The sequence below is a fragment of the Longimycelium tulufanense genome, assembly GCF_014645795.1.
GTDB classification, from domain to species: domain Bacteria; phylum Actinomycetota; class Actinomycetes; order Mycobacteriales; family Pseudonocardiaceae; genus Longimycelium; species Longimycelium tulufanense.
In genome coordinates this window covers 70,689-93,381 of sequence record NZ_BMMK01000017.1, presented here as the reverse complement: position 1 = coordinate 93,381, position 22,693 = coordinate 70,689, and the positions used below count along the sequence as shown (strand labels likewise).

At 69.0% G+C, this 22,693-nt stretch carries 19 protein-coding genes; 11 read left to right on the top strand and 8 right to left on the bottom strand.

Going from position 1 to position 22,693, the window contains the following annotated elements:
- The first annotated feature begins 845 nt into the window (after positions 1–845).
- The 6 genes from lanKC (at position 846) to IEY55_RS18045 (ending at position 8,638) form a co-directional block, all read left to right on the top strand.
- Positions 846–3,545 (top strand): class III lanthionine synthetase LanKC, encoded by a 2,700-nt coding sequence (gene lanKC, locus IEY55_RS18070; RefSeq protein WP_189059360.1) that lies wholly within the window; start codon positions 846–848, stop codon positions 3,543–3,545.
- Positions 3,546–3,557: 12 nt separating this feature from the next.
- On the top strand, positions 3,558–3,692 hold the full coding sequence (locus IEY55_RS18065) for a SapB/AmfS family lanthipeptide (RefSeq protein ID WP_189059358.1): 135 nt from the start codon (positions 3,558–3,560) through the stop codon (positions 3,690–3,692).
- A 106-nt stretch (positions 3,693–3,798) separates the two neighbouring features.
- Positions 3,799–5,490, top strand: coding sequence for an ABC transporter ATP-binding protein (locus IEY55_RS18060; protein ID WP_229686499.1), 1,692 nt, complete (start codon positions 3,799–3,801; stop codon positions 5,488–5,490).
- Positions 5,484–7,271, top strand: coding sequence for an ABC transporter ATP-binding protein (locus IEY55_RS18055; protein WP_189059356.1), 1,788 nt, complete (start codon positions 5,484–5,486; stop codon positions 7,269–7,271). Before IEY55_RS18060 ends, IEY55_RS18055 begins: the two co-directional genes overlap by 7 nt.
- A 178-nt stretch (positions 7,272–7,449) precedes the next feature.
- Positions 7,450–8,094, top strand: coding sequence for a class I SAM-dependent methyltransferase (locus tag IEY55_RS18050; RefSeq protein ID WP_189059354.1), 645 nt, complete (start codon positions 7,450–7,452; stop codon positions 8,092–8,094).
- Between the two features lies 1 nt (position 8,095).
- On the top strand, positions 8,096–8,638 hold the full coding sequence (locus tag IEY55_RS18045) for a TrmH family RNA methyltransferase (RefSeq protein WP_189059352.1): 543 nt from the start codon (positions 8,096–8,098) through the stop codon (positions 8,636–8,638).
- Between the two features lie 137 nt (positions 8,639–8,775).
- Here the strand turns inward: IEY55_RS18045 and IEY55_RS18040 are convergent, their stop codons facing one another.
- The 3 genes from IEY55_RS18040 to IEY55_RS18030 all read right to left on the bottom strand — a co-directional run bounded on the left by IEY55_RS18040 (position 8,776) and on the right by IEY55_RS18030 (position 12,088).
- Positions 8,776–9,765 carry a hypothetical protein gene (locus IEY55_RS18040; RefSeq protein ID WP_189059350.1) on the bottom strand — a complete coding sequence of 330 codons (990 nt, stop codon included), beginning with the start codon at positions 9,763–9,765 and terminating at the stop codon, positions 8,776–8,778.
- 81 nt (positions 9,766–9,846) lie between these two features.
- A complete protein-coding gene (locus tag IEY55_RS18035; RefSeq protein ID WP_229686498.1) occupies positions 9,847–10,584 on the bottom strand; it encodes a DUF742 domain-containing protein in 738 nt (245 codons plus the stop codon).
- Between the two features lie 526 nt (positions 10,585–11,110).
- Positions 11,111–12,088 carry a glycerophosphodiester phosphodiesterase family protein gene (locus tag IEY55_RS18030; RefSeq protein ID WP_229686497.1) on the bottom strand — a complete coding sequence of 326 codons (978 nt, stop codon included), beginning with the start codon at positions 12,086–12,088 and terminating at the stop codon, positions 11,111–11,113.
- A gap of 957 nt (positions 12,089–13,045) precedes the next feature.
- On the opposite strand from IEY55_RS18030, the gene IEY55_RS18025 reads away from it, so the two are divergent.
- Positions 13,046–13,999: a sporulation protein gene (locus IEY55_RS18025; protein WP_189059347.1), complete on the top strand. Its 954-nt coding sequence runs from the start codon at positions 13,046–13,048 to the stop codon at positions 13,997–13,999.
- 114 nt (positions 14,000–14,113) lie between these two features.
- Here the strand turns inward: IEY55_RS18025 and IEY55_RS18020 are convergent, their stop codons facing one another.
- Complete coding sequence (locus IEY55_RS18020; RefSeq protein WP_189059345.1) at positions 14,114–15,268, bottom strand: isoaspartyl peptidase/L-asparaginase family protein; 1,155 nt, start codon at positions 15,266–15,268, stop codon at positions 14,114–14,116.
- Between the two features lie 477 nt (positions 15,269–15,745).
- Between IEY55_RS18020 and IEY55_RS18015 the strand changes: the two genes are divergently transcribed.
- On the top strand, positions 15,746–17,083 hold the full coding sequence (locus IEY55_RS18015) for an amidohydrolase family protein (protein ID WP_189059343.1): 1,338 nt from the start codon (positions 15,746–15,748) through the stop codon (positions 17,081–17,083).
- Here the strand turns inward: IEY55_RS18015 and IEY55_RS18010 are convergent.
- A complete protein-coding gene (locus IEY55_RS18010; protein WP_189059341.1) occupies positions 17,013–17,663 on the bottom strand; it encodes an ATP-dependent Clp protease proteolytic subunit in 651 nt (216 codons plus the stop codon). The genes IEY55_RS18015 and IEY55_RS18010 overlap by 71 nt on opposite strands.
- A 342-nt stretch (positions 17,664–18,005) precedes the next feature.
- Complete coding sequence (locus tag IEY55_RS18005; RefSeq protein WP_189059488.1) at positions 18,006–18,161, bottom strand: hypothetical protein; 156 nt, start codon at positions 18,159–18,161, stop codon at positions 18,006–18,008.
- A 152-nt stretch (positions 18,162–18,313) separates the two neighbouring features.
- On the opposite strand from IEY55_RS18005, the gene IEY55_RS18000 reads away from it, so the two are divergent.
- Positions 18,314–18,574, top strand: a complete 261-nt coding sequence (locus IEY55_RS18000) for a hypothetical protein (protein ID WP_189059340.1) — start codon at positions 18,314–18,316, stop codon at positions 18,572–18,574.
- Positions 18,575–18,750: 176 nt separating this feature from the next.
- Complete coding sequence (locus IEY55_RS17995) at positions 18,751–18,900, top strand: hypothetical protein (protein WP_189059338.1); 150 nt, start codon at positions 18,751–18,753, stop codon at positions 18,898–18,900.
- 187 nt (positions 18,901–19,087) lie between these two features.
- On the opposite strand, the gene IEY55_RS17990 is transcribed toward IEY55_RS17995, so the two are convergent.
- Positions 19,088–19,882: a class I SAM-dependent methyltransferase gene (locus IEY55_RS17990; RefSeq protein WP_189059336.1), complete on the bottom strand. Its 795-nt coding sequence runs from the start codon at positions 19,880–19,882 to the stop codon at positions 19,088–19,090.
- A 318-nt stretch (positions 19,883–20,200) separates the two neighbouring features.
- Between IEY55_RS17990 and IEY55_RS17985 the strand changes: the two genes are divergently transcribed.
- Positions 20,201–20,437: a hypothetical protein gene (locus IEY55_RS17985; protein WP_189059334.1), complete on the top strand. Its 237-nt coding sequence runs from the start codon at positions 20,201–20,203 to the stop codon at positions 20,435–20,437.
- 28 nt (positions 20,438–20,465) lie between these two features.
- Here IEY55_RS17985 and IEY55_RS17980 read toward each other — a convergent pair whose 3' ends face one another.
- Positions 20,466–22,487 carry a bifunctional copper resistance protein CopD/cytochrome c oxidase assembly protein gene (locus tag IEY55_RS17980; protein ID WP_189059332.1) on the bottom strand — a complete coding sequence of 674 codons (2,022 nt, stop codon included), beginning with the start codon at positions 22,485–22,487 and terminating at the stop codon, positions 20,466–20,468.
- Between the last annotated feature and the right edge of the window lie 206 nt (positions 22,488–22,693).

Below are 22,693 nucleotides of genomic sequence, written 5' to 3'. Positions count from 1 at the left end.
TGGCGCGAGGCCGATCGCCTCTCGGGTGGGATGCGCTCGATAGTTCCTGTTCTGTCCCCACGCTTCCGGTGGGACGTGTTGGGAACCGTGGCGTGCGGCACCATCATCTTGCTCCTCGGCACAGACCGGTTCCGACCGGGTCGCTGGCATGCGCGGCTCGGCCGGATGGCGCAGCGAGTTGTCTGACTTTCTGACCTTTTCCCGGTCCGGCATTGCCCCGCCTGCGCGGCGTCGGGTTTACCAACATCCAATACCGCCCGGGTGACCGGCCCTTTGTTCGGCAGATCGGGTCAATGGGCGACCTACCCCTGCTGGGGTATTTTCACGAAATGTCTTCCCTGGGTTGACAGCGATCAACGCTACGGGGAGCACAGGAGACTGGTCACTCGCCGTGGTTGGATCACCCGAATGGTCGGCCCCGGCCGTTTGGTCGTCCGCTGATCGGTACCGGACGCGATCCGACCAGGTAACGACGTTGTCCTCGGCCGGAATGAGGCATCACCGGCGCGCGACCGGCGGACGAGAAACACGTAGTTTGCTTGTCGAAGCGACCAGTGCGGCAAACGGGTGGTGTCGTGGCGTTTTTCCGTCACGCACCGTTGAAAACTCCGGAGTAGGTAAGCGAGTTTCGCGACATGCATCACAACCGCGATTCGTTGGAATGGAGCCTTGGCTGGCCGCCGGTGCTGTGAGGGAATGTCACGGGCCGCTGCACGGTGCGGCGGACAATCCAATGCCGGAGGCAACCGCGAGCGATCACCGCTGCTTATCGCGAGTGGCATGACTCGTGGCTGCCGACCGGGTGCGGGTCTCCCGCACGAACACTGTGGAAGGGATCGAACGGTATGGACGCGCGGTACGAGGCGTTCTGCTTCGCTGATCCGCTGTTCTACGAGGACCCCGCGCGCGCCAATCCCGACGAGCCCCTTTTCGCCGATTCGCTGCCCGCGGTGCCCATCGGCTGGTGGCAGGGCAGTCGGGACGTGTGGACGGTGCTGCACCCGCACGCGGTGAACCTGCCGGCGCAGGGGTGGAAGGTGCACGTCTCGGCCGCCCTCGACAATGCCGAGCGCGTGCTGCGCGTGGTCTGGGGCTACTGCGTGGCCAACCGGCTGGCCTTCAAGTTCCTCCGCGGCCCGCGGGTCCTGCTGGCCCGCAACTCCAAGTACGCCGCGCGCGCCTCCGGTGGCAAGCTGGTGACGATCTACCCCGTCGACGAGGCCGAACTCGCCCGGGTGCTGCGCGAGCTGTCCGCCCCGCTGGCCGGCGAACACGGCCCCTACATCCTCAGTGATCTCCGATACGGTTCCGGGCCGCTCTACGTCCGCTGGGGCGGATTCGCGCAGCGGTGGACCACCGACGGCGACGGGCACGCCGTTCATGCGGTGGCCCGGCCCGACGGGAAACTGGTTCCCGACGAGCGAAAGCCGTATTTTGTATTACCAGATTGGGTCACCGTCCCCGAATTCCTGGAACCACACCTCGCGGCGCGAAAGAACGGTGGCGATCCGAACGCTTTCCCGTACGGCGTCGAGGCCGCCCTGCACTTCTCCAACGGCGGCGGCGTTTATCTCGCCACGTCCAGCGACGGCGGCGACCAGGTGGTGTTGAAGGAGGCCCGCCCGCACGCCGGGCTGGACCGGGACGGCACCGACGCCGTCACCCGCCTGAACCGCGAGCACACCGTGCTGGAGCGGCTGGCCGGTATCCGGGGAATCCCGGCGGTGCACGACTCCTTCGTCGCCTGGGAGCACCACTTCCTCGCCCTGGAGCGGATTCCGGGCACTTCCCTCGGCAGATGGCTCGCCCGGGAGTACCCACTGTCCCGACCGGACGGGGACCCCGGCAAGCCGACGGCACTGCGCGCCTACGCCGAGCGTGTGCAGCGCATCGTGGCCCGCATCGAGCGTCTGATCGACGCGGTGCACGACCGCGGCCTGGTGTTCGGCGACCTGCACCCGCACAACATCCTGATCGACGACAACGACCAGGTCGGCCTCGTCGACTTCGAATTGGCGTCCGACATCGAACAACCCCGCCGCCCCGCCCTCGGCGCCGCCGGCTTCTTCGCCCCGGCCGACCGCGTCGGCCCGGACACCGACCGCTACGCCCTCGCCGCCCTGCGGCTCTGGTTCTTCCTGCCGCTGAACGTCGTTACGGCGCTCGATCCCGACAAGGTGCTGAGCTACGTCGACCTGGTCCGCGAACTCTTCCCGGTCGAGCCGAACTACTTCGGCCCGGTGCTCACCGAACTGGCACCACGGACGCGGCCCGATACCGCGCGGTCGACCCGCCGGAGACGCACCGAGTTCGACGCCGATCCGCCCAACTGGAGCCAGGTACGCCGCGCCATCGTCGATGCCATCGTCGCCAGCGCGACCCCCGAGCGGCGAGACCGACTGTTCCCCGGTGACATCGCGCAGTTCACCCACGGTGGGGCGCCGTTCGCCTACGGCGCGGCAGGCGTACTGCACGCCTTACATGTCGCGGGTGCCGGCAGGTTTGACAAGTACGAACGGTGGTTGCTCGACAACATCGCGGCGGAACGGCCACGACGACCCGGCTTCTACGACGGTGCCCACGGCGTGGCCTACGTGCTCGACGAGCTCGGCTACCGCACCGAGGCGGGCGACCTGGTGGCCGCGGCCACCCCGGCCGTCGCCGAGCTGACCGACCACGGACTCGGCGGTGGTCTGGCCGGTGTCGCTCTCAACCTGCTGCACCTGGGCCGGCGATGGGACTCCGACGACCTGGTGCGCCACGCCCTGGCCATCGGCGAGCGGCTCGCCGGGTGGGCCGGCCACCCCGGGCCGCCGCCCGCGCGGGCGAAGGCGGGCCTGCTCCATGGCTGGTCCGGCCCGGCGCTACTGTTCCTGCGCCTGTACGAGCACACCGCCGATCCGGCCTGGCTGGCCGCCGCCGACCAGGCGCTCCACCGGGACCTCGACGAGTGCACGGAACGTCCGGACGGCACCTGGCAGGTCCGCGACGGCGCGCTGCGTACCCTGCCCTACCTCGAGGTCGGCAGCGCCGGCATCGCCCTGGTGCTCGGTGAGCTGGCCACCCTCGCCCCGGCGGCGGGCGCGGTTTCCATGCTGGACGCGTTGCTGCGGTCCTGCCGGGCCGGTTTCGTGAGCCAGCCCGGGCTGTTCCTGGGCCGCGCCGGACTGGTCGCGGCCCTCACCGCCACGGCCAGGCGACGCCGCGACCCCCGCGACGAGCAGTTGGTGTGGCAACACCTCCGGCAGCTCGGCTGGTTCGCCATCCCGTACCGGGACGGCATCGCCTTCCCCGGCAACCAGCTCCGCCGGCTCTCGATGGACGTCGGCACCGGAAACGCCGGGGTGTTGCTGGCCCTCGCCCACGCCCTCGACGGCACGCCCCCGCTTCCGTTCCTGCGCGGAACCCACGGCCAGCGACCGGCCACCGACGGTGCCGCCGTGCCGGGGCGCGCCACCGGCCCGACCGCATCCTCGCCGGCCAACCCGGGCCGGCACCCAGACCGGCCAGCCCCCGAGCTGGTTGGAACCGAAGAAAGTCACTAACGAGGAGGACAGATGAACCTGGTCCTGGACCTGCAGGCGATGGAGACCGGCGAGGAGCTGGGCCACGGTGGTGGCTACGACGCCGGCAGCAACGCCAGCCTCCTGCTGTGCGGCGACAGCAGCCTCAGCGTCACCACCTGCGACTGACACGCCTCTGCTGAGGCCGTGACAAGGGTGGGGGAGCGACGCCTCCGGACTGCGTCGCTCCCCCACCCGGCATCATCGCCCGGACCTTCGAGCAAAGGAACACCTCGTGTCAGCGAATCCCGGCGACCGGTTGTTGCGGCGGGTGTTCCTTCGCTCCCCGGGATGGCTGACAGCACTCCTGATCGGTGGGATGGCGGGCACGGCCGCCACCCTGCTGTTGCCGGACGCGGTCGCCCGCGGGGTGGATGGCGCGCTCTCACCCACCGCGGACGCCGGCGGGGCGGCACTGTGGGTTCTGCTGCTGGCCTTGGTCGTGGTCGCCGGCGACGCCGTCGGCATGGTCGGGGAGGCCCGCTGCACGAGCAGGGGCACGGCCTGGTTACGACATCGCCTGATCGAGCATCTCCTCGCCCTGGGTGTCCCGGGACATCGTCGGTTCGCCCCGGGCGATGCAGTCAGCCGCTTCAGCGGCGACGCCGCGCAGGCAGGCACGATCGCCGCAACGTTGGTACGACTGGCCAACGCTGCCACCGTGTCACTGGGCGCGGTCGTCGCGCTGGCGGTGCTCGACTGGTGGCTGGCCGTGGTGTTCCTGCTGAGCCTGCCGCTCGCGCTCCGGCTCGCCGGGGCCCACCTGCGGCGTACCGCCGGGGACGTGGCCACCTACCAACGGGTGGTGGGTGAGTTGTCCGCCCGGCTGCTGGACGCGGTCGGTGGCCTCCGCACGATCCAGGGGGCCGGCCTGGCCGAACGGGAGGCGGACCGGGTGTTGCGCCCGTTGCCGCGGCTGGCCGCCGCCGGCCACGCCCTGTGGCTGGCCCAGGCGGCCCTTGCCTGGCGCGCCGGGCTGCTGCTGCCCGCGGTCGAGGTCGCCGTGCTGGCGGCCGCGGGGCTTGGCGTGGCGATGGACCGGATCGGCGTCGGAGACGTGGTGGCCGCCGCCGGCTACGTCGCGCTCGGTATGGCCGTCGTGCGCCAAGCCTCCGCACTGACCGCACTGGCCCGCGCCAGGGCCGCGGCGAGGAGGATCGACGAGGTGCTGTGCGTTCCGCCGGCACCGGCCGGGTATCGGCCCGTCCCACCCGGGGAAGGCACGTTGGAGCTGCGCGGAGTTCGGGTCCGGGACACCGACGGCAAGGTCATCCTGTCCGTGCCGGATCTCGTGGTTCCGGCCGGCTCCGTGGTTGCGGTCGTGGGTCGTTCCGGTTCGGGCAAATCCGTCTTCGCCGCACTCGTTGCCGGACTGTCCACACCAGACGATGGAGAGGTGCTCCTGGAGGGGACACCGCTCTGTGGGTTAGCGCCCGAATCGGTGCGTCACCTTGTCGCGTGCGCGTTCGCACGGCCCGTCCTCCTGGGCCGCACCGTCACCGAAGCCATCGGCTACGGCCGCCCCGGAACTCCCTTCGAACAGGTTCGCGACGCGGCGGTGGACGCACAGATTCACGACCTGGTGGAGCGCCTTCCCCACGGCTACGAAACACCCATGCCGGACGTCCCGCTCTCGGGTGGGGAAGCCCAGCGCCTGGGATTGGCCCGCGCATTGGCCGGTACACCGAGGGTTCTCGTCCTCGACGATGCGACGTCCAATGTGGATTCAGCGACTGCGGTCCGAGTGGAGACCGCGATCACCAGGAGGATGGTCGGACGTACCCGCATCGTGGTCACCCACCGCCTCCCCACCGCCGCCAGTGCCGATCTCGTACTGTGGCTGGATGAGGGACGGGTACGTGGCCGCGGAGCCCACCACGACCTCTGGCGCGAACCGGATTATCGAGCGGTGTTCTCCACATGGTGACCACGAGTGAACACCTGGCGACCTCGCCGGCTCCGATCAGCCCACACGCAGCCGAGGCTCCGCGCCCGGGCCGCGGGTCCGGGTCGTTGCTTGCCGGAACCCTGCGACGTCAATGGCGTCCGGTGCTGGCCCTGCTCGGATGGTCCGTGCTCGAAGGAGTTCCCGGATTCCTCTCCGGGCGGTTGCTGGGACTGGCCGTCGACAACGGGTTCGCCGGCGGCAACGTGGCGGCAGGGCTGCTCTGGATCGCGGCGTTCGGCCTGTTGGCCGTCATCGGCGCCTTCGGGTCGCGTCGGGTGCTGGTCGGCCTCGGCGCCGTGGTCGAGCCGCTGCGCGACGATCTGGTCGATACCGTGGTGCGCGGTGTGCTCCGCCGTGGCGCGGGTGTCCGCCGCCTCCCCGAAGGGGCGGTGGTCGCCCGGCTGACCCGCCACGTCGAGGTGATCCGGGACGTCACCGCTGGCCTGCTGGTGCAGGCGAGGTCCTTCGCCGTGACCGCGGTGGCGGCGCTGGCCGGGCTCCTCTCCGTCGCGGCGGCGCTGACCTGGGTGGTGCTCCCGCCCGTGGTGGTCGCGTTGGTGCTGTTCGGGCTGCTCCTTCCGGCACTGGTTCGCCGACAACGCACGGCGGTGTTGTGTGAGGAACGTGCCGCCGAGGAAGCCGGCGCGGTGCTCGACGGGGTGCGAGACGTGGTCGCGTGCGGCGCCCAGCGGCCGGCGGCGCGCGGTGTCGGGGTCGAGACCGACGCGCAGGCCGCGGCGACGGTGCGGCTCGCCCACGCCTCTGCACTACGCACGGTCGTTGTGGCGATCGGCGGATACCTGCCGCTCGGCCTGGTGCTGGCGGCCGCACCGGGCTTGGTGGCGGGGGGTGTGCTGGGGACGGGAACCGTGATCGCCGCGGTCACATATCTGACCACCGGCGTACAGCCCGCTCTCCGTGGCCTGACGCAGGTGATCGGCTCCGCAGCCGTCCGGTTGACCGTGACACTCCGGCGACTCCGCGAGGTCACCGCGCCGCCGCCGGACAACTCCCTGAACTGCCTGGGTGGGCCTGCCCCGGCCGACGCCACAGTGTCCGTACGGGGGCTCAGCTTCCGATGGGGCCCGCGTGCACGGCCCATCGTGGGCGACCTCGACCTCGATATCCCGGACGGCACGCATGTCGCCCTGGTCGGGCCGAGCGGAACCGGGAAGTCGACCTTGGTCGGCCTGCTCACCGGGACACTGGCTCCACAGGCGGGACAGATCCGGCTCGGTGGCGTGCCGCTGGGCGCTGCCAGCGCTGCTGAGCTGCGACGGGCCGTGGCCCTCATCCCGCAGGAGACGTACGTGTTCGGCGGCACGGTGCGGGAGAACCTCGCGTTGTTGGCACCGGAGGTGAGCGACGACGCCCTGCTCCGGGCGGCCTGGGCGGTGGGAGCCGACGCGATCGTGGCGCAGCTCGGGGGACTGGACGCCACGCTCGGGCACGGTGGCGAGCCGCTGTCCGCGGGGGAGCGGCAGCTCTTGGCCCTGGCCCGGGTGCATGCCGGACCTGCCCGGCTGGTGATCCTCGACGAGGCGACCTCGGCGTTGGACCCGGCGGCCGAGGCGCGGGCGGAGGAGGCGTTCCGGCAGCGCGGCGGCACGCTCCTGGTGGTCGCGCACCGGCTCAGCTCCGCGTTCCGAGCCGACCGGGTGCTGCTGCTCGACGGGCGGGACGTGGTGTACGGCACCCACGACGACCTGGTCCGTCGGTCCCCGCGCTATGCCGACCTGGTCCGCGCCTGGCGACGGTGATCCCGCCCGCTCGTGACCGGAACCCGGCCTACTCGAGGGGCGCGACCCGCCCGTTTTCGGTTTCCCCGCGACCGACCGACTAGGATTGGCGGGTCGTGGCACCGGCCCACCGGGGGACCGGTGGGGAGGGGATCGGACGGCGGCAGCGCCGCCCAGGAGCGTGAGGGGTGGCCGTCAGGTGGGTGAGCCGCGACAGCACTACTTCTCGGCGACCCCGGGGGCGGCTAGCCGCCGGGGCACCGTGCGCGTCCGGCTCCGTGACGTCCAACTGGACCTGGTCACCGACAGCGGTGTCTTCTCACCCGGCCGGCTCGACACCGGAACCCGGGTGTTGCTGGAGCACGCACCGCTCCCCGATGCCGACGGTGATCTCCTCGACCTCGGCTGTGGGTACGGGCCGATCGCGTTGACCTTCGCCAGCCGGCGGAAGGACACCCGGGTCTGGGCCGTGGACGTCAACGAGCGCGCCCTGGACCTGGTGCGGGAGAACGCCGGGACGGCGGGCCTGGACAACGTCACCGCGTGCCTGCCCGCGGCGGTGCCGGACGGCGTGCGCTTCGCCGCCCTCTATTCGAACCCGCCGATCCGGGTGGGCAAGGCCGTGCTGCACGAGATGCTGGCGCACTGGCTGTCCCGGTTGTTGCCGGGCGGGTCCGCCTATCTCGTCGTGCAGAAGCACCTCGGCTCGGACTCGCTGGCGCGGTGGCTGAACGAGCAGGGTTTCCCGACCACCCGATTGCTGTCCCAGCACGGCTACCGCCTGCTGCAGGTGCGGCCGCGAGCCACGGCGTCGACACCGGCGAGTGGGACGGGGACGGAGTGACATGCGGCAGCTGCGGGGGACCGACCTGAAACGGCTGCACCGGACGTGGCGGCGGCGGACCGAGCGGCGTCTCGGCCTGCTTTTGGAGAACGTGCAGTCGCCGTTCAACGTGGGCTCGATCGTGCGTACTGCGGCCGCGCTCGGCGTGGCTGACCTGTACCTCGCCGGATCCAGTGCGTCGCCGCGTAACCCCAAGACGCAGAAGACGGCGCTGGGCACCGACCGCTACCTGGAATGGCAGGCGTTCGAGAACCTGCCCGAGGCCCTCGCCCGGGCGAAGCAGGACGGGTACCTCCTCGTCGGCCTGGAGCTGGCCGACGAGGCCGAGCCGCTGTCCTCGATCGACCTTGGGCAGGACGTGTGCGTCGTCGTGGGAAACGAGGACCACGGGCTGTCCGCGACCGCATTGGGCGCGTGCGACGCGGTGACCTACATCCCGCAGCTGGGCAAGGTCGGCTCCCTCAACGTCGCCACCGCCACCGCCATCGCCTGCTACGAGGTCCGCCGCCAGGAGTGGGCCCTGCCCGTCCCCGAGGAACTCTGAACGTGCGAAGAGCCGTCCGTTTTCTCCGCCATGAACGCCCGCAACTGATCGATGCCAAGCACTGCTGCGCGGGCGTGGTCCGCTGTTGCTTCTCTTGCGGGACAGTGCCTCTCGTCCTTCGGAAGAGATGCGGGGGCTCACCAGCCGTCGAGGGCGGCGCTGATCTCCAGCAGCCAGATGGCGATCTCCGCGGTCTGGTCGAAGCGGAACGTCGCCGGTTCGCTCGCGTGCCAGACGCCACTGCCATCCTGGATCGACACCAGATAGTCGCCGATGTCGGCGGCGAGCCGTGCACACCCCTCGTCCCCGGTGGTCCGTGCGAGCAACGCCGCACCCCAGGCCACCTTGTGGCTCGTCGGTGACCACCGCAGGTCCGCGCTACACCGGCAAGCGAAGTCGAAATACCCCCAGGCCGCCTCCAGGTACGCGGGATGGCCGGTCGCCCGGTGCAGCGCGGCGAGGAATCCCATCGGGTAGCCGATCATGAAGTACGCCTGCTCCGGCTCGGTCGCACTGACCAGGTGGGTCGCCGCCGCCTCGGCGGGGAAGTCCTGCACCAGCCGCCCGTCACCATCACGCCGCAGGTAACAGCCGAGATCCAGATCGGGCTGCTGGGCCAGCAGGTCGGTCAGCCACCGGCCCGCACCCTCGGCCAGCTCCATCTCCCCGAAGTACAACGCCGCCATCCCCAGATGAGCGGTGGTCAGCGCGTCGGTCCCGGTGTTGTGCTTGTGGTGGGGCCCCCGCGTGCGGAAGCCGCCGGTGGCGGGCTGATGGAACCAGCGGAGGTAGCGAAACGCCGGCCGGGCGATGTCGAACCGGCCCATCCGCTGCGCAGCCATGGCCAGCCACCCGTTGGGATAGGACCAGAACTCGTCGAAGTCGGGGTTGGCGCTCTTGATCTGGTCGGTCGTCGTGTAATCGTGGTCGTGCCGGCCGAACCGCCGCTGCACCCAGGTCAACACCCGGTTGGCCGCGACCGGCTGGCCCGCGACCGCCAGCAGCGCGGGAGACTTGTAGTAGCAGGCCAGATCGTCGTCCGCGGACCGGCAGGACCCGTCGGGCTCCAGCTCGCCGAGCAGCCAGTCCACCGCCCGCCGCGCCGCCGTCTCGTAGCTGCTGCCCACCTGCGGCACCTCCCCCCGGGGCACCGTACTCCCGGGCTCGCCGGGCCGCCCGTCAAACGATCGAGTGGTCGCGAGAATGGTTCACAACCGGCGGAGTCCGCTCAGCACGCGTTCCAGCAACGCCCTGTCGGGCGCGCCCGAACCGTGCCCACCGCCGTGGATGACCAGTGCGTTCGTGGCCGCCAGGTCACCGACCAGCACCCGTGCGACGCCGAGCGGAACCGAGAGCAACGCCGCCACCTCGGCGACCGACCGGGGCCGCGCGCACAGCTCGACGATCGAACGCGACTGCGGGCTGAGCGGCTCGTCTCCCGGCGTCTCGGGTCGGGCGGAGACCAGCGTCTCCAGGGCGAGTTCGTACTCGCTGTGGGTACGTCCCGCCGTCCGCGCATAGGGGCGAACCAACGACCAGTGGCCGGCCTCTTTCGGGGGCGGCCACTCCTCGGCAGGCTGGGTGACCGGCGCTTCCGGCGTTCCCTCGGCCGGTCGGGGTACCTCGACGTCGGCGCCGGCCGGGGGTGGTTCTTCGGGTGTGTCCTCCCGCCACTGCCGGCGAAGTGCCGGTGGGCCGAACCGGGCGCCGGTGCGTCCGATCCCGGGGTCGGTGGGTTCGGGGTCGTACTCGCTCTCGTCGGGTTCCGGCCCCTCATCGTCGGCCCACCGCTGGCGCAGGCTGGCGGAGCCGAAGCGGGCACCGGTCATGCCGACCCGGCCCCTGCGCCCGCGGTGTCTGCCCGACACCTCCGGCGCGGACGCCTCCCTGCTTCGGTCCTCGGGTGTGGTCGACAGGTCCGGAGCCTGGCCATCTGGCTCGTGCACTGCGTATCACCGTCGAGACAACTGAACCGGGTGGAACTCGTCATCCGTTGCTTCCCCGTCACACTAGACCGAGCACCACCCGATTCGTGTCGCGAATGTTTCGACTATGTTGTTTCCTGGTCAACGGATGCGCTGGCCGGTGGCCGGCCGGACGGATGAGCGATCGCACCGAATCGGGGCAGTAGAAGGCGACCACTCCGCCAACGGGTTGTTCTTGCTGGAATTCCCATGCTGGTCAGGGAGTTGCCAACCAGTATCTACAGAGGACAGTTGAATTCTTGACCAGTGATGGTGGGGTTGGTTGATATCACCTGAGTGGATGCATCCGTGAGATGTGCGCACCGAGGGATGGGAATCAAGTTTCTGTTGTGCCGACAGGAAGCAGCAAGACTCGGGGGTAGGTCACTCGGGTGAATGGGATCGAGCGTGATCGTTCGCTCTCGATCTTCCGTGCTACCGCTCGGTCCGACCCGCCTGTCCGCCGGCAGCCGGAACCGAGAAGGCCAAGACGTCCGGCATCCTGGTGTCAGCGGAGTTCGTTCCTGATGGTGGCCATGTCTCGAGGTGAGTCGGCGAGCACGGCGAAGGCGCCCAGCTTCTTGGCCAGTTGGTAGTCGTCCTTGGTGTTGATGCCGAACATCACGATTTTGGTCTGGCCGGCGGACTCGAAGCAGCCGACGGACTCCTCGTCCCACATCTGTGCCTTCACCCTGGACTCGCCGGTGCCGAGGGTGAACCTCTCCGTGACGGTGACGTCGCGCCGCAGCTCGAAACCAGCCCAGGTGCCCGCGGCGGGTGGGTTCGTGCACTGGTGTGCCAGTGCCACGTCGGCCAGCCGCTGCCGGGTGGCGTCCCGGGTCTCGAACACCTGGGCCTGGGGGAACCTCGTCATGGCGGTGATGGCGGCGGTCTCGGTGGAATACACGCGAACCCGGTGCCACGCCTTGGCCTTCTCCAGTACCCTGGCGGTGGATTCGGCCACGGTCTCGGCAGGCAGGGCCTTGAGGTCGAGGATGATCGGGACGTGGGGCGGCACCGCGTCCAGTGCCTCCTGCAAGGTCGGAATCGGCTGAGGATCGTTCCGGTACGGGTAAGTGCCGTCCTTGTCCTTGAAGTTCCACCCGGCGTTGAGCGGGCGCAGCTCCTTCAGGGCCTTGTCGGCGACCTTGCCGGAGCCGTTGGTGAGGGCAGACAGGTCCGCCGGCCGATACAGCACGGGCACGCCGTCCTTGGTGACCTGCACGGTCATCCACAGCAGGTCGACTCGGTTCTCCAGGGCCTTGGTGAAGGCCAGCAGGGTATTCTCCGGATAGTCCGCAGTGCCGCCCCGGTGGGCGATGACCAGGGGTGACGACGGATCTGCGGGCGGGGTGGACGTCGGCTGCCCCGACGAGGGCGGCGTCCGTGCCGGTGTTGTGGTGACGGAGCTCCGGGCCGGTGGCTCGGCTGCCATGCTCGGCGTACATGCAGCCAGCAACGAGATGGCAAGCAGCACAGTGGCCACGCCGGTGACGGTTGTTCGCGAACGCATCATCATCCTTTCCGTGCAGGAGCACGTATTCAGCCGACGGTCACGACGGGTTCTCCCTCACCGGAGCGGGACACTCGCCGCCGACCCCGACCGGACCCGCCATCCGCTGGCGGGTCTCGCGTCGCTCGGCCAGCACCCGCGGCGGGGCGCTGGACAAACCCGGGTCAATCGGCCTCCGGAACCCTTTCGTTCAGTTCCTGTTTCCTGCCACGACATCCGGTGTACAGCGAATCACGGGTGGCCTGAGTTCGGGACGGATGCGCCCCCACTTATAACGATTTGCAACGAATCGACTGGTGCACGCCTTGCAGGAAGAGGATCTTCCGGCACGATGGCTCTGCCTGTCAGGTCGTGCGCTGCAGGCACGCCGAGGCGCTCGGCGGGGACCTTCCCCGTCGATGCGCGACAGCAGGGGCGTCCACCGCGAGGGTTGTAGCTGGCCCAGCGTGCGGTGGTCACCATCGGCACTCCAGCGGCACAAGCCGAGCGGCCGGTTGGGGCACGGCATCGGTCTTCCCGGTCGCGTTCTGGACTTCGGACAAACCGTACAGCACTGCGTGCTACCGTTCGGCTCGTGGATGTTGATCGAGAGGGACGAGACCTCTGATCGCGTCTTGTCCAGCTTCCGGAGCCGCCCGCCAGCGTGCGGAGCCGGCTCGCATCAGTGATCGCATCAGGGACAGTCCTCCCGCGCCATGGCTGACGCCGCACGCGGTGACACATGCTTTCCTGGTACGTCGGCGATTACTGGCCTGCTGTCCGCCGTCGTGGCGAGCACAGGCTTACCGTTCATGAGCAGGCAACTCGTGACGCAGCGCTTCCGTGTCGTGCCACGCCCTTTCGCGACATCCCTTCCACTCCCTCGGGACGGCGGCCAGCGGCGCGCTCACGTCGTACTCCCGAGCCCCCCTTGTTCGATGGAGGAACCCAATGGTGTTCAAGAAGATGCTCAAGACCCTCGGCATCGGTGGACCGAAGGTCGACACCGTGCTGGCTGACCCCACCTGCCGGCCCGGAACATCGCTGACCGGAGAGGTGCGACTCGTCGGCGGCGAGGCCGACGCCGCAATCGAGCACATCGCGCTGTCGCTAGTGACCAGGGTTGAACGCGGTGAGCGTCCGGGGAACGTGGAGTTCCATCGCGTCGCGGTGTTCGGGCCTCTCCGGTTGGCCGCCAAGGAGCAACGCGCTATTCCGTTCCAGCTCCCGATCCCCTGGGAAGCCCCCATCACGATGGTGTCCGGCCAGCAGCTGCCCGGGATGACGCTCGGGGTGCGTACCGAGCTGGCCATCGCCAAGGCGGTGGACAAGGGCGACCTGGACCCGGTGCAGATCATCCCTCTGCCCTCGCAGGACAGGGTCCTCGATGCGTTCGGGCAGCTGGGCTTCCAGTTCAAGAGCTCGGACCTGGAGCCCGGCCGTCTCTACGGCGTCGCCCAGCAGCTCCCCTTCTTCCAGGAGCTCGAGTTCTTCCCGCCGGCGCAGTACGCCGGCCTGGTCAACGAGGTTGAGCTGACCTTCGTGGCAACCCCCGCCAGCCTCGACGTGATCTTGGAGGCCGACAAGCGTGCCGGCTTTGCGCAGCCCGGTGGGGAGGCGTTCGGCCGGATCCACGTCTCGCACGACGAGGCCATGACCGTCGACTGGGCGGGGCAGATCAGCGCATGGCTGGACCAGGTCGTTGCCCACCGCGGCACGGGCGTCCCCGGCGGGCATCCGGGGATGCCCGCCGGTATGTACGGCCACCCCGAACAGCGCCGCCGGGGCCCCGGTGTGGGTGGCGTGGTGGCCGGCGCCGCCGCGGGCTTCGTCGGTGGCATGATCGCCGGCGAGGCCATGGACGAGGTGGGTGAGGCGTTCCTCGGCGACGACGAGGAAAGCTGAGCCCGATGCTCGGTGGCCGTTCACGGCAGGGACGGCCACCGAGCGCGCCGGCGCCCGTGCCTGGGTAGGTTCGGCGCCGTGTTCTTGAGGCGGCTCAGGGCAGGGCGCTTCTGGCTACCGGTCGCTCGGAGTCTCGTCCAGGAACACCTTGGTGACGATGCGGCCATCCGCGGTGACATATCCGTGCGGCATGCCCGGCGTGCTGTGCGTGGCGTCGAGGACACCGAGCCGGTTCAACGTGATGACACCGCCGGTCCCGCCGAGCGGGAGAAGCCGTTTCACCACGACCTCGTGGCTGGCTCGGGCCAGGTCCATGCCACCGAACTCCACGAGGTTGGAGATGGTGGCGGTGGCCGCACCACGGATGAACACCTCGCCCACGCCGGTGGCGCTGGCCGCGATCGTGTCGTCCTTGGCGTAAGTGCCGGCACCGGCGATGGGGGAGTCGCCGACTCGGCCCGCCATCTTGTTGGTCAGGCCCCCGGTGGACGTGGCCGCCGCAAGGTGCCGGTGCCGGTCGACCGAAACCGCGCCGACGGTGCCATGCTCCTGCGGGTCGTCACCGTCGTTCGTGCGCGCGCCACCGGGCTTTTTCGCCCGCATCAACGAATCCCAGGCGCGCTGCGTCCAGTAGTGGTCCTGGGTCACGACCTCCAACCCGTTGGCCGCGGCGAAGTCATCGGCGCCCTCGCCGGCCAACATCACGTGCCTGGTCTTCTCCATCACCAGGCGCGCCGCGGAGATCGGGTTACGCACGTTACGCACTCCGGCCACCGCACCAGCTGCGAGGTCCGAACCCCGCATGATGGAGGCGTCCAGCTCGTGGCCAGCGTCGGTGTTGAAGACCGCTCCCTTGCCGGCGTTGAACAGCTCGTTGTCCTCCAGGAGCCGAACCGCGGCCTCGACCGCCGCCACGCTGCTCTCGCCCCTGCGCAGCAGGGCGTACCCCTCCCGGAGTGCCTTCGCAATACCGTCCCGGTACGCCTTCTCCACCTCCGGGGGCGTGGTGTCCCGGCGCAGGCCACCCCCGGCGCCAGTGTGAACGGCGAGAACGACGTCGTAGGCGTCCGGCTTGGGGTCGGAGCCATGTCGGTCAGGAGTGGCCTGAGTGTTGCTGGCCGCTGCCTCGACGGCGGAGACGTGGTACGGAGCGCCCGGGCCCGGCTCGGCACCACTCTGCGGAACGGCGAGTACCAGCGGCACGACCACGGCGAGCCCGATGACCAGGGCACCACGGTGAAGTCGGGGATGGTGAGCGCGACGACGCATGTCGACTCCCTTCCGTGAGCGGGATGCGTCCACAGGCAGCGTGCACCCGGCCGACCCCCGCGGGACACCTCCTATCGACGGAGGTGAACCACGAACACGGGAGTGACGGATCAGCAAATTTGTAGACATCTTTCCTGCTTTGCGACAGGTATGGCCGGCACGGCATCTACCGTCGGCCAAACGCTTCACAGCTGGGGGTACGTGCTATGCCATGGGGCGGCACATCCGGCGGAGTTCCGAATGTCGTAGCGCCGACTCGGTGTCTCATGTGCTCCAGTGGCAGGTGTTCGTCCAGATCGTTGGGGGTTCGATCCGGAAGGCGGTTCCATGCCCGACCCGTACCGCATCGCAGCGAGCTGCTTAGGCTGTGCGCAGCGCTTTTCTCGCCGACGGAAGCTCGCGTTGCCACTCGCACTCGCGCTTATGATGAGCGTGCTCGCTTCGCCAGCGGCGGCCAGTGCACCGAATGACGGTCCGATGGACGCGACCGGTAACAGCTTCGTCGTCCGTAACGTGCGAGTCTTCGACGGTACATGGGTCACCGAGCGCGGTTCGGTGCTCGTCCTGAACGGCCGCATCGCGCAGATTGGGGATATCGCCGTACCACGCGGAGTCACCGTCTACGACGGGCGTGGGAAGACACTGCTGCCTGGCTTGATCGACTCGCACGTCCACGTGTACGAGCAGATTCGCCGCGATGCACTGCGCTTCGGCGTGACCACCGAGCTCGACATGTTCAACGAGGTGGCGGAACTTCCCGCGGCGAAACGGCAACGCCGGGCACTGGACCGGGTCGACGAGGCCGACCTGTGGTCCGCCGGTATCGGCGTCACCGTCCCAGGCGGTCATCCGGTGATCGAAGGCTGGGATTTCCCGCGGCTCACCGAGGAAACCGACCCGGACCGGTTCGTTGCCGACCGCGTACGGGAGGGATCCGACTACATCAAGTTCATCTTCGACGACGGCGGCCCCAGGAATCCACTGCGCACCCTCGAACCGGAGCAGGTGCGTGCGGTCGTCGCCGCAGCCCACCGACACGGTCGGATGGCGGTTGGTCATGTAGAGGAGTTCGAGTTCGCCAAGGCTGCGGTGGACGCCGGCGCCGACGGCTTGGTCCACATGTTCTACGACACCGAGCTGGACGAGCGTTTCCTTCAGGAAGTTCAGCGTCGCGGAACGTTCTTAGTCGCTACGCTTTCCGTGATCGACTGCGGTGCCGGCGCGGCCGACCTGCAGGCCAACGAGCGAGTCGAGCGCTACCTGTCCAAGGCACAGCGCGATTCCCTGAAGTGGGACCGGAAGAGGTGTGCACGGAGCTGGCTGGAAACCGCGAAGGCGAACGTCGCCCGGCTGCATGCCGCGGGAGTTCCGATCCTCGCCGGCACCGACGCCTCCATGCCCGGTACCGCGCACGGCCCCAGCATGTTCGCGGAGCTGGCTCATCTCACCAGCGCTGGCATGACGCCACAGGCCGCACTGGTGTCGGCTACCTCGATGCCGGCGCGGCACTTCGGGATCACCGATCGCGGCCGAATCGCGCCCGGCCTGCGCGCGGACCTCATCCTCGTCAACGGTGACCCGACCAAGAACATCTCCGCGATACGGGACACCGCTCACATCTGGAAGAACGGGTACGTGATCAACCGAGAAGTTTCTGGCATGGACGGCATCGACAACAAACAGATTTCCCGGAGTTCGAAGACGGGCGAGGAGGACAGCTGCCGCCCTCCTCCTCGTCGCCCCGTCAGTGCATGTGGGCCGCCACCGTTCCCGTCGACACGGCGATCTGGTGTGCTTGCATCACGTCGTCGATGAGCCCGTACTCTTTGGCCTCCTGTGCCGTGAACCAGCGGTCGCGGTCGGCATCCCTGATGATCGTGTCGACATCCCTGCCCGAGTGCTGCGCGATGAGTTCCATCATCTCGCGCTTCGCGCGAGTGAGCTGGGCAGCATAGATTTGCACATCGGTGGCGGAACCCTGGAGCCCGGCCGACGGCTGGTGCATCAAAATCTTCGCGTGGGGTAGTGCGGAGCGTTTCCCCGGCGTTCCCGCGGTCAGCAGGAACTGGCCCATCGAGGCGCAGAACCCCATCGCGACGGTGGCAACGTCGTTCTTGATGTGCTGCATCGTGTCGTAGACCGCCATCCCCGCCATGACGGAGCCACCCGGGGAGTTGATGTAGAGGTAGATGTCGTCGTCGCTCTCCGCCGACAGCATCAACAGCTGTGCGGTGATTCTGTTGGCGACATTGTCGTCGACCTCCTGGCCGAGGAACACGATCCGGTTCTGCAGCAGGCGGTGATATACCGGGTCCTCGCCGATCCCGCTCGTGGGGGCCGCAGCGTCGACAACGGGCAGTGGAAGCCGCGGACGTGCAATCTCATCGACAATCATTGTCTTTCCTCCCGGTATCGCTACTGTCGCAGCTGGGGCGCGAGTCCTGGGCGCGGCCGATACAGCCGACCTTAGCCTCGCTTCGCATCGGCACTGACTCCCGACAGTTCGCCCACAGTGAAGACATGCAATGTTCGCCGTAGGCGAAGAGCGATCACGGGAGAATATTGAGGATTCGTGAGACCTGGATGGGTTGGTCCCGGGACGATATTCGGGTGGCTGTCCACCGGCGCGTGTGGGGCCACCAACCAGCACCAGCCTCTTGGCCCGTGGGTTGGTGCTGTCGCTACCTGCCTTGGACCTAGCAAGGGACCGCAGCGGGCTACCGGGACAACGGCGGGTTCAGGTCGTCCCGTGGGAGAAGGAGGCGGCCTCGGGACCGCGTTGCGGCGCGGTTTGGGCGCGCAGGCGAGGCAGGACGCGGCGCAGGTCGTCCAGGGCCGCACAGATCTCGGCCACCGGCTCGTAGCTGCCGTCGAAGGTCGACCCCAGCCTCATTCGACCAGTCCTGATGCAGGCGGCAATCGATAAACGCCATGGTTCCAGCCAGCTCAGGCGAGTGGGATCAGCCAACCAGTGACATCACCAGCAGCGCACATGCCGTCCGCTCCACCACGGTGCAGGCGCTACCGGACAGCAGGAAGGAAGACATGGGAGAACCCATCGACACCATGCCGCACACCTGGCAGCCCTACCAGGGGCAACGACACGCCTATCCGGGCGGCCGCCGGACCAACGGTACACCCGTTGTCTTTCTCTGTGGCCGGAAGGGGGAGGCGGCCGGCCTCGACTCCGACCTGTGTTCGCCTCCCCGACTGTGGTGGACCTGCCGGGACTGCTACCGGGAGGCCCGAGACCGGCAGGAGCGGCGCCACGAGACCGGCTTTGCCGCCGTCTCCTACAGCTCCTGACCGCCTCACACCTCAAGATCCGAAAGACCTGCTATGGCCTACGTCCTTGAACCGATGACCCCGTCGGAGGCGCGCGCATGGGACGAGCGGATGGCGCCGCTACGTGCCCGCCGGGTGCGGGTCATACTCCGCACCTTGGTCCTTGGTCGCGACCTCCTGTGTATCCGGAGGCGCCCATGGTCAAGGTGACCTTCCGGCGCATCCGTCATCCCGTCCACCGGGCGTACTCCGAGGTGCATGCCTTCCTGGCGATTGAGGGTCGGGACCCACTCATCACGTTGTGCGAACAGCAGGTCGAGCCCGCGTCGCCTGAACGGTCCGAGTAGGGAGCGCCGTGCGTGCCCTGCCACTTCCGAGCCGTCGACCTCTACCGTCGGACGGGCACGCTCATTCAACGCGACCACGTCCCTGATTCGCTGGTCGCCTTTGTCGAGGCCCTAGAGAACCCACCCCTGTCCAGGCGATGTCCGACGCCGGGTACCGAATCGTGTCCTTGGCGCATTGGGCGGAGCCTCAGGGGAGGTTCGCCCAGGTCTGAACAATGCGGGGGAGCACCACGATCGTCCGTGGATCCACCGTGACCGCTTCCATCTCGGCGAGCAGCGCGGCCACCTCGTCCTCGGTACCGAGTCCTTCGGCAACCGCCGCAGGGCCGATGCTGGCCAGGGTGATGCAGTGGATTCGCTTTGCTTCGCCCGACAGGAATGCCGGTTGCACGACGTCGAGGCCGACCTCGTCGAAACCGTGGTCGCGCAGCAGGCCGGGCAGGGCGAAACCCAGTGCCGGGTCACCTCCACGCTGACGGACCAGCGCGCAGTACAACGCGTCGTACCGCTCGTACGCGGAGCTTGGCGGGTAGGCGTAAGCCCAGTGGTCGATGTCCTCCAGCACGAGCAGTCCGCCCGGGGCCAGTAGCTCGGCCATCCCGGCGACGATGTCGGAGGGGGCCGGAAGGTGGCTGAGGAGGAAACGCGCGTAGACGACGTCGTACGGGCCGCCCTCGAGCTGGCGCGCATCGCCCTGCTGGAAGGACACGTTCGTGGCACCTGACACGAGTGCGTCCTGGCGGGCGAACTCCAGGATCTCGCCATCGAGGTCGACGCCGACCACGCTCCCACCCGGGCGCACCAGCCGCGCCAGCTCGAGTGCCACCTGGCCGCCGCCGCAGCCGACGTCGAGGCAGTGCTGCCCGGCCCGGACCCCGGCACGTTCCAGCAGTGATCGCGTGGGCTTCGCGAGCATCCCGGCCACGATGTCCAGGCGTTGCTTGGCCGCTTGGCCTCCGCGTAACGCGTACGGTGTGGTCATTCGCCCCACCTCGTTCCATCCCGCGACGCCCGGTGGCACGCGTTGGCTCGCTCGCGACCGCTGCTTCTGCATGCATGACGCCGGCCCGGAGCCACATTGGGCCGTCCCGCCGAGGATCCGCGAGACGTCGGCTCCGGGCAAGTAGCCATGGATCGGGCAGATGTTGGTCCGCCGTTACGCCGAAGATCGGCCGAACGCATGCCCGACGTGATCCTGCCGAGGCACCCTTTCGGGGAGTTACCCCGTTCGCGGGTTACGGAAATGATGTTCCCGCCCGCCGGCTGGACCGGGTGCCGGGATGCGGAGAAGGAGACCAGGATGACCGACAACGTGGCCGGCATCAGCCGGGAGACTGCCGCCTCGGCGATTTCGCCGAAGGTGGGTGCGGCGGCGCTGGGCGCCGCGGTCGCGACCATCTTCTGGACGATAGCGGGAGCCACGTTCTGGAAGGACACCTTCACCGCCTCCGAGATCTCCGGTCTCTGCGGTGCGAGCGCCACGGTGCTGGCCTTCATCCTCGGCTACTTCATCCGGGACCGGCTGCGCAACGAGTAGTTGAGGACGCTACCTGGCCCGCCCACCGTTAGGCTCCTTCGGGTTCGCGGCGCGTTCGCGCGCCGAGCAGTATGCCCGCCACCACGAACAGGGTGAGGGCAGTCGTTCCGATCGCCAGGATCACCCCGCCGAGCCGCTGGTCGGCGAGCACGCTCGGTCCCCAGGGACGACCGAGCTGCGCGAACCAGTCCGCGCCCGCGGACGTGGTTTTCCCCAGCACACCAAGGCCCAGGAACACCGGCATGCTGACCGCCATCGTCAGCAACATCGCTCGTTGTCGGCGTCCAGGTCGACAGGGGTTCTCGTCCAGTCCGACTGCCCCCCACCAGAAAACGTAGCCGGACACCAGCGCCAGTCCGAACAGGCTCAGGTGCAGGGCGTGGGAGCGCAACATAACTTCGTAGAGGCCGAGGAAGTACATCCCGACGGAAGCCACCATATGCACTGCCATCGCGATATGAGGGTGCAGTATCCACCGGGCTCGTCGTGCTTTCAGGCCGGTGCTCAACCATTCCCGCGGTCCCGGCCACCGGCGATCCGCCTCGGTGGGCAGTGCGCGTAGTGCCAGGGTGACCGGGCGACCGACGACCAGCAATGTTGGCGCCAGCAGGGAAAGCATCGCGTGCTGTACCTGGTGGGCGCTGAACAGGACGTAGCCGTAGCGTGCCAGCCCGCTGCTGGTGGCCAGGGCGACGATGCACCAAGCCGCAAGCCAGCTCACCGTGCGCACCACCGGCCAGGGTTCACCACGTTGCCGGAGCCGGCGAACGCCAGCCACGTAGCCGGCGACTGCGATGACCGCGAGACCAAGGAAAATCGGCTCCGGTGACCAATCGAGCAGAATCGACTCCATGGTGGGTGGGCCGGGCATCTCGAAGCCGAGTAGCGCCGTGGTCGTGTTCGCCGTCGGTTCGCCGGCCGGTGGGGGAGTTCGGGACAGGCCCACCGCGAGCCCGATGGTGCCCGCGAAGACCACCAGTTCGACCAGGGCGAGACGGCGGAACGCCGTGCGGCTGCCCCCGGCCAGCGCGGGGAGCGTGCGCCGACGGTGGAGCAGGCCGAACCCGGCGAGCGCACCGAGCGCCGCCACCTTGGCGAGCACCAGCCACCCGTAGCGGCTCTCCCACAGCGCGGCCGGTGGCCAGAGCCTGCCGGCCAGCGTCAGCACCCCGCTGATCACCACGAGGGCCAGGCACCAGGCCGCCAGCCGGGAGTAGCGGTGTGCGGCACGGGCCAGGTCGGTCGTGGGGAGCCGCCCCGCCAGCGCGAGGGCGAGCAGGCCACCGGTCCACAACACCACGCCGACGACGTGCAGGAGCATGCTCGACACCGCGATCTGGTGGCTGCCCGCGCCGGCCGCGTGACCGCTGAACGCGGGTGGCAGCACCCCGACGACGGCCAGCAGCAGGAGCACGGTCGTTCCTCGCACCGACGACACGACCCGGCAGGACAACGTGAGCGCTGCGGCGATCGTCGCGACGACGAGCAGCGTGGTGACCGCATCGAGGTCGAACACCAGGGGCCACACCGCGGAATCGGAGATGACCTCACCCAACGGCCGGGCCAGAACGTCGGACAGCGTGTAGCCGGCCCCGGCCAGCGCGGCGACCAACCACACGGCCGCCAGCCAACCCGCGGACCGCACCCAGCGACCGGCGGTGGACCCGATGCGCCGTACCCCGCCGAGATTTTCCCTGCCGTCCCCGTGGTTTTCCGCGCGCGAGTGGGCCGGCAGGGGCGCGAGCACGGCAGCGGCCAGGAGGAATCCGACCGTTCCCGCGGCCGCCAGGTCGGCGAGAACGCGGCTGATCGGCAGTGCCCATCGGGTTTCCGGGCCAGGGTCCGGCAATCCCGGGATCACGGTTGCGTTGACGGCGCCGCCGAACCAGAGTGCTACTCCGGCGAGGAACAGGCTGGCGGCCACCGCAATGACGCCGAGTGCGAACGCACGCCTGACGTCGTCCCGGTAGGGTTCGTGGACGACAGCCCCGCCAATGGTTCCGGTTTTCTGGATATGTCTCGGTGTTCTCGCGTTTTCCGTAGCTGTCACGCCGGTGCCGCTCCCGTCCGCTCGCCGCTCGATAACGGCGACCACGGTTGGCAGGACTCGTGCTCGGCCGGAAGCTTCCGTTGCCGCCCGCTGGTCGCCGGTGAACTCGGCACCGCCAAACAGCAGCGTACTGAGGAGCTCAGGAGGCAAGCATGATCCGAACGTGCGATCCGGCGGTCATTCGGATGGACCAGCGGAGTAACGAG

What these genes read in the sequence shown, in the direction of transcription:
- lanKC (WP_189059360.1), top strand. Translation starts at nt 846, where the DNA reads ATGGACGCGCGGTACGAGGCGTTCTGCTTCGCTGATCCGCTGTTCTAC.
- IEY55_RS18065 (WP_189059358.1), top strand. Translation starts at nt 3,558, where the DNA reads ATGAACCTGGTCCTGGACCTGCAGGCGATGGAGACCGGCGAGGAGCTG.
- IEY55_RS18055 (WP_189059356.1), top strand. Translation starts at nt 5,484, where the DNA reads ATGGTGACCACGAGTGAACACCTGGCGACCTCGCCGGCTCCGATCAGC.
- IEY55_RS18045 (WP_189059352.1), top strand. Translation starts at nt 8,096, where the DNA reads ATGCGGCAGCTGCGGGGGACCGACCTGAAACGGCTGCACCGGACGTGG.
- IEY55_RS18025 (WP_189059347.1), top strand. Translation starts at nt 13,046, where the DNA reads ATGGTGTTCAAGAAGATGCTCAAGACCCTCGGCATCGGTGGACCGAAG.
- IEY55_RS18020 (WP_189059345.1), bottom strand. Translation starts at nt 15,268, where the DNA reads ATGCGTCGTCGCGCTCACCATCCCCGACTTCACCGTGGTGCCCTGGTC.
- IEY55_RS18015 (WP_189059343.1), top strand. Translation starts at nt 15,746, where the DNA reads ATGGACGCGACCGGTAACAGCTTCGTCGTCCGTAACGTGCGAGTCTTC.
- IEY55_RS18010 (WP_189059341.1), bottom strand. Translation starts at nt 17,663, where the DNA reads ATGATTGTCGATGAGATTGCACGTCCGCGGCTTCCACTGCCCGTTGTC.
- IEY55_RS18005 (WP_189059488.1), bottom strand. Translation starts at nt 18,161, where the DNA reads ATGAGGCTGGGGTCGACCTTCGACGGCAGCTACGAGCCGGTGGCCGAG.
- IEY55_RS18000 (WP_189059340.1), top strand. Translation starts at nt 18,314, where the DNA reads ATGGGAGAACCCATCGACACCATGCCGCACACCTGGCAGCCCTACCAG.
- IEY55_RS17995 (WP_189059338.1), top strand. Translation starts at nt 18,751, where the DNA reads ATGGTCAAGGTGACCTTCCGGCGCATCCGTCATCCCGTCCACCGGGCG.
- IEY55_RS17990 (WP_189059336.1), bottom strand. Translation starts at nt 19,882, where the DNA reads ATGACCACACCGTACGCGTTACGCGGAGGCCAAGCGGCCAAGCAACGC.
- IEY55_RS17985 (WP_189059334.1), top strand. Translation starts at nt 20,201, where the DNA reads ATGACCGACAACGTGGCCGGCATCAGCCGGGAGACTGCCGCCTCGGCG.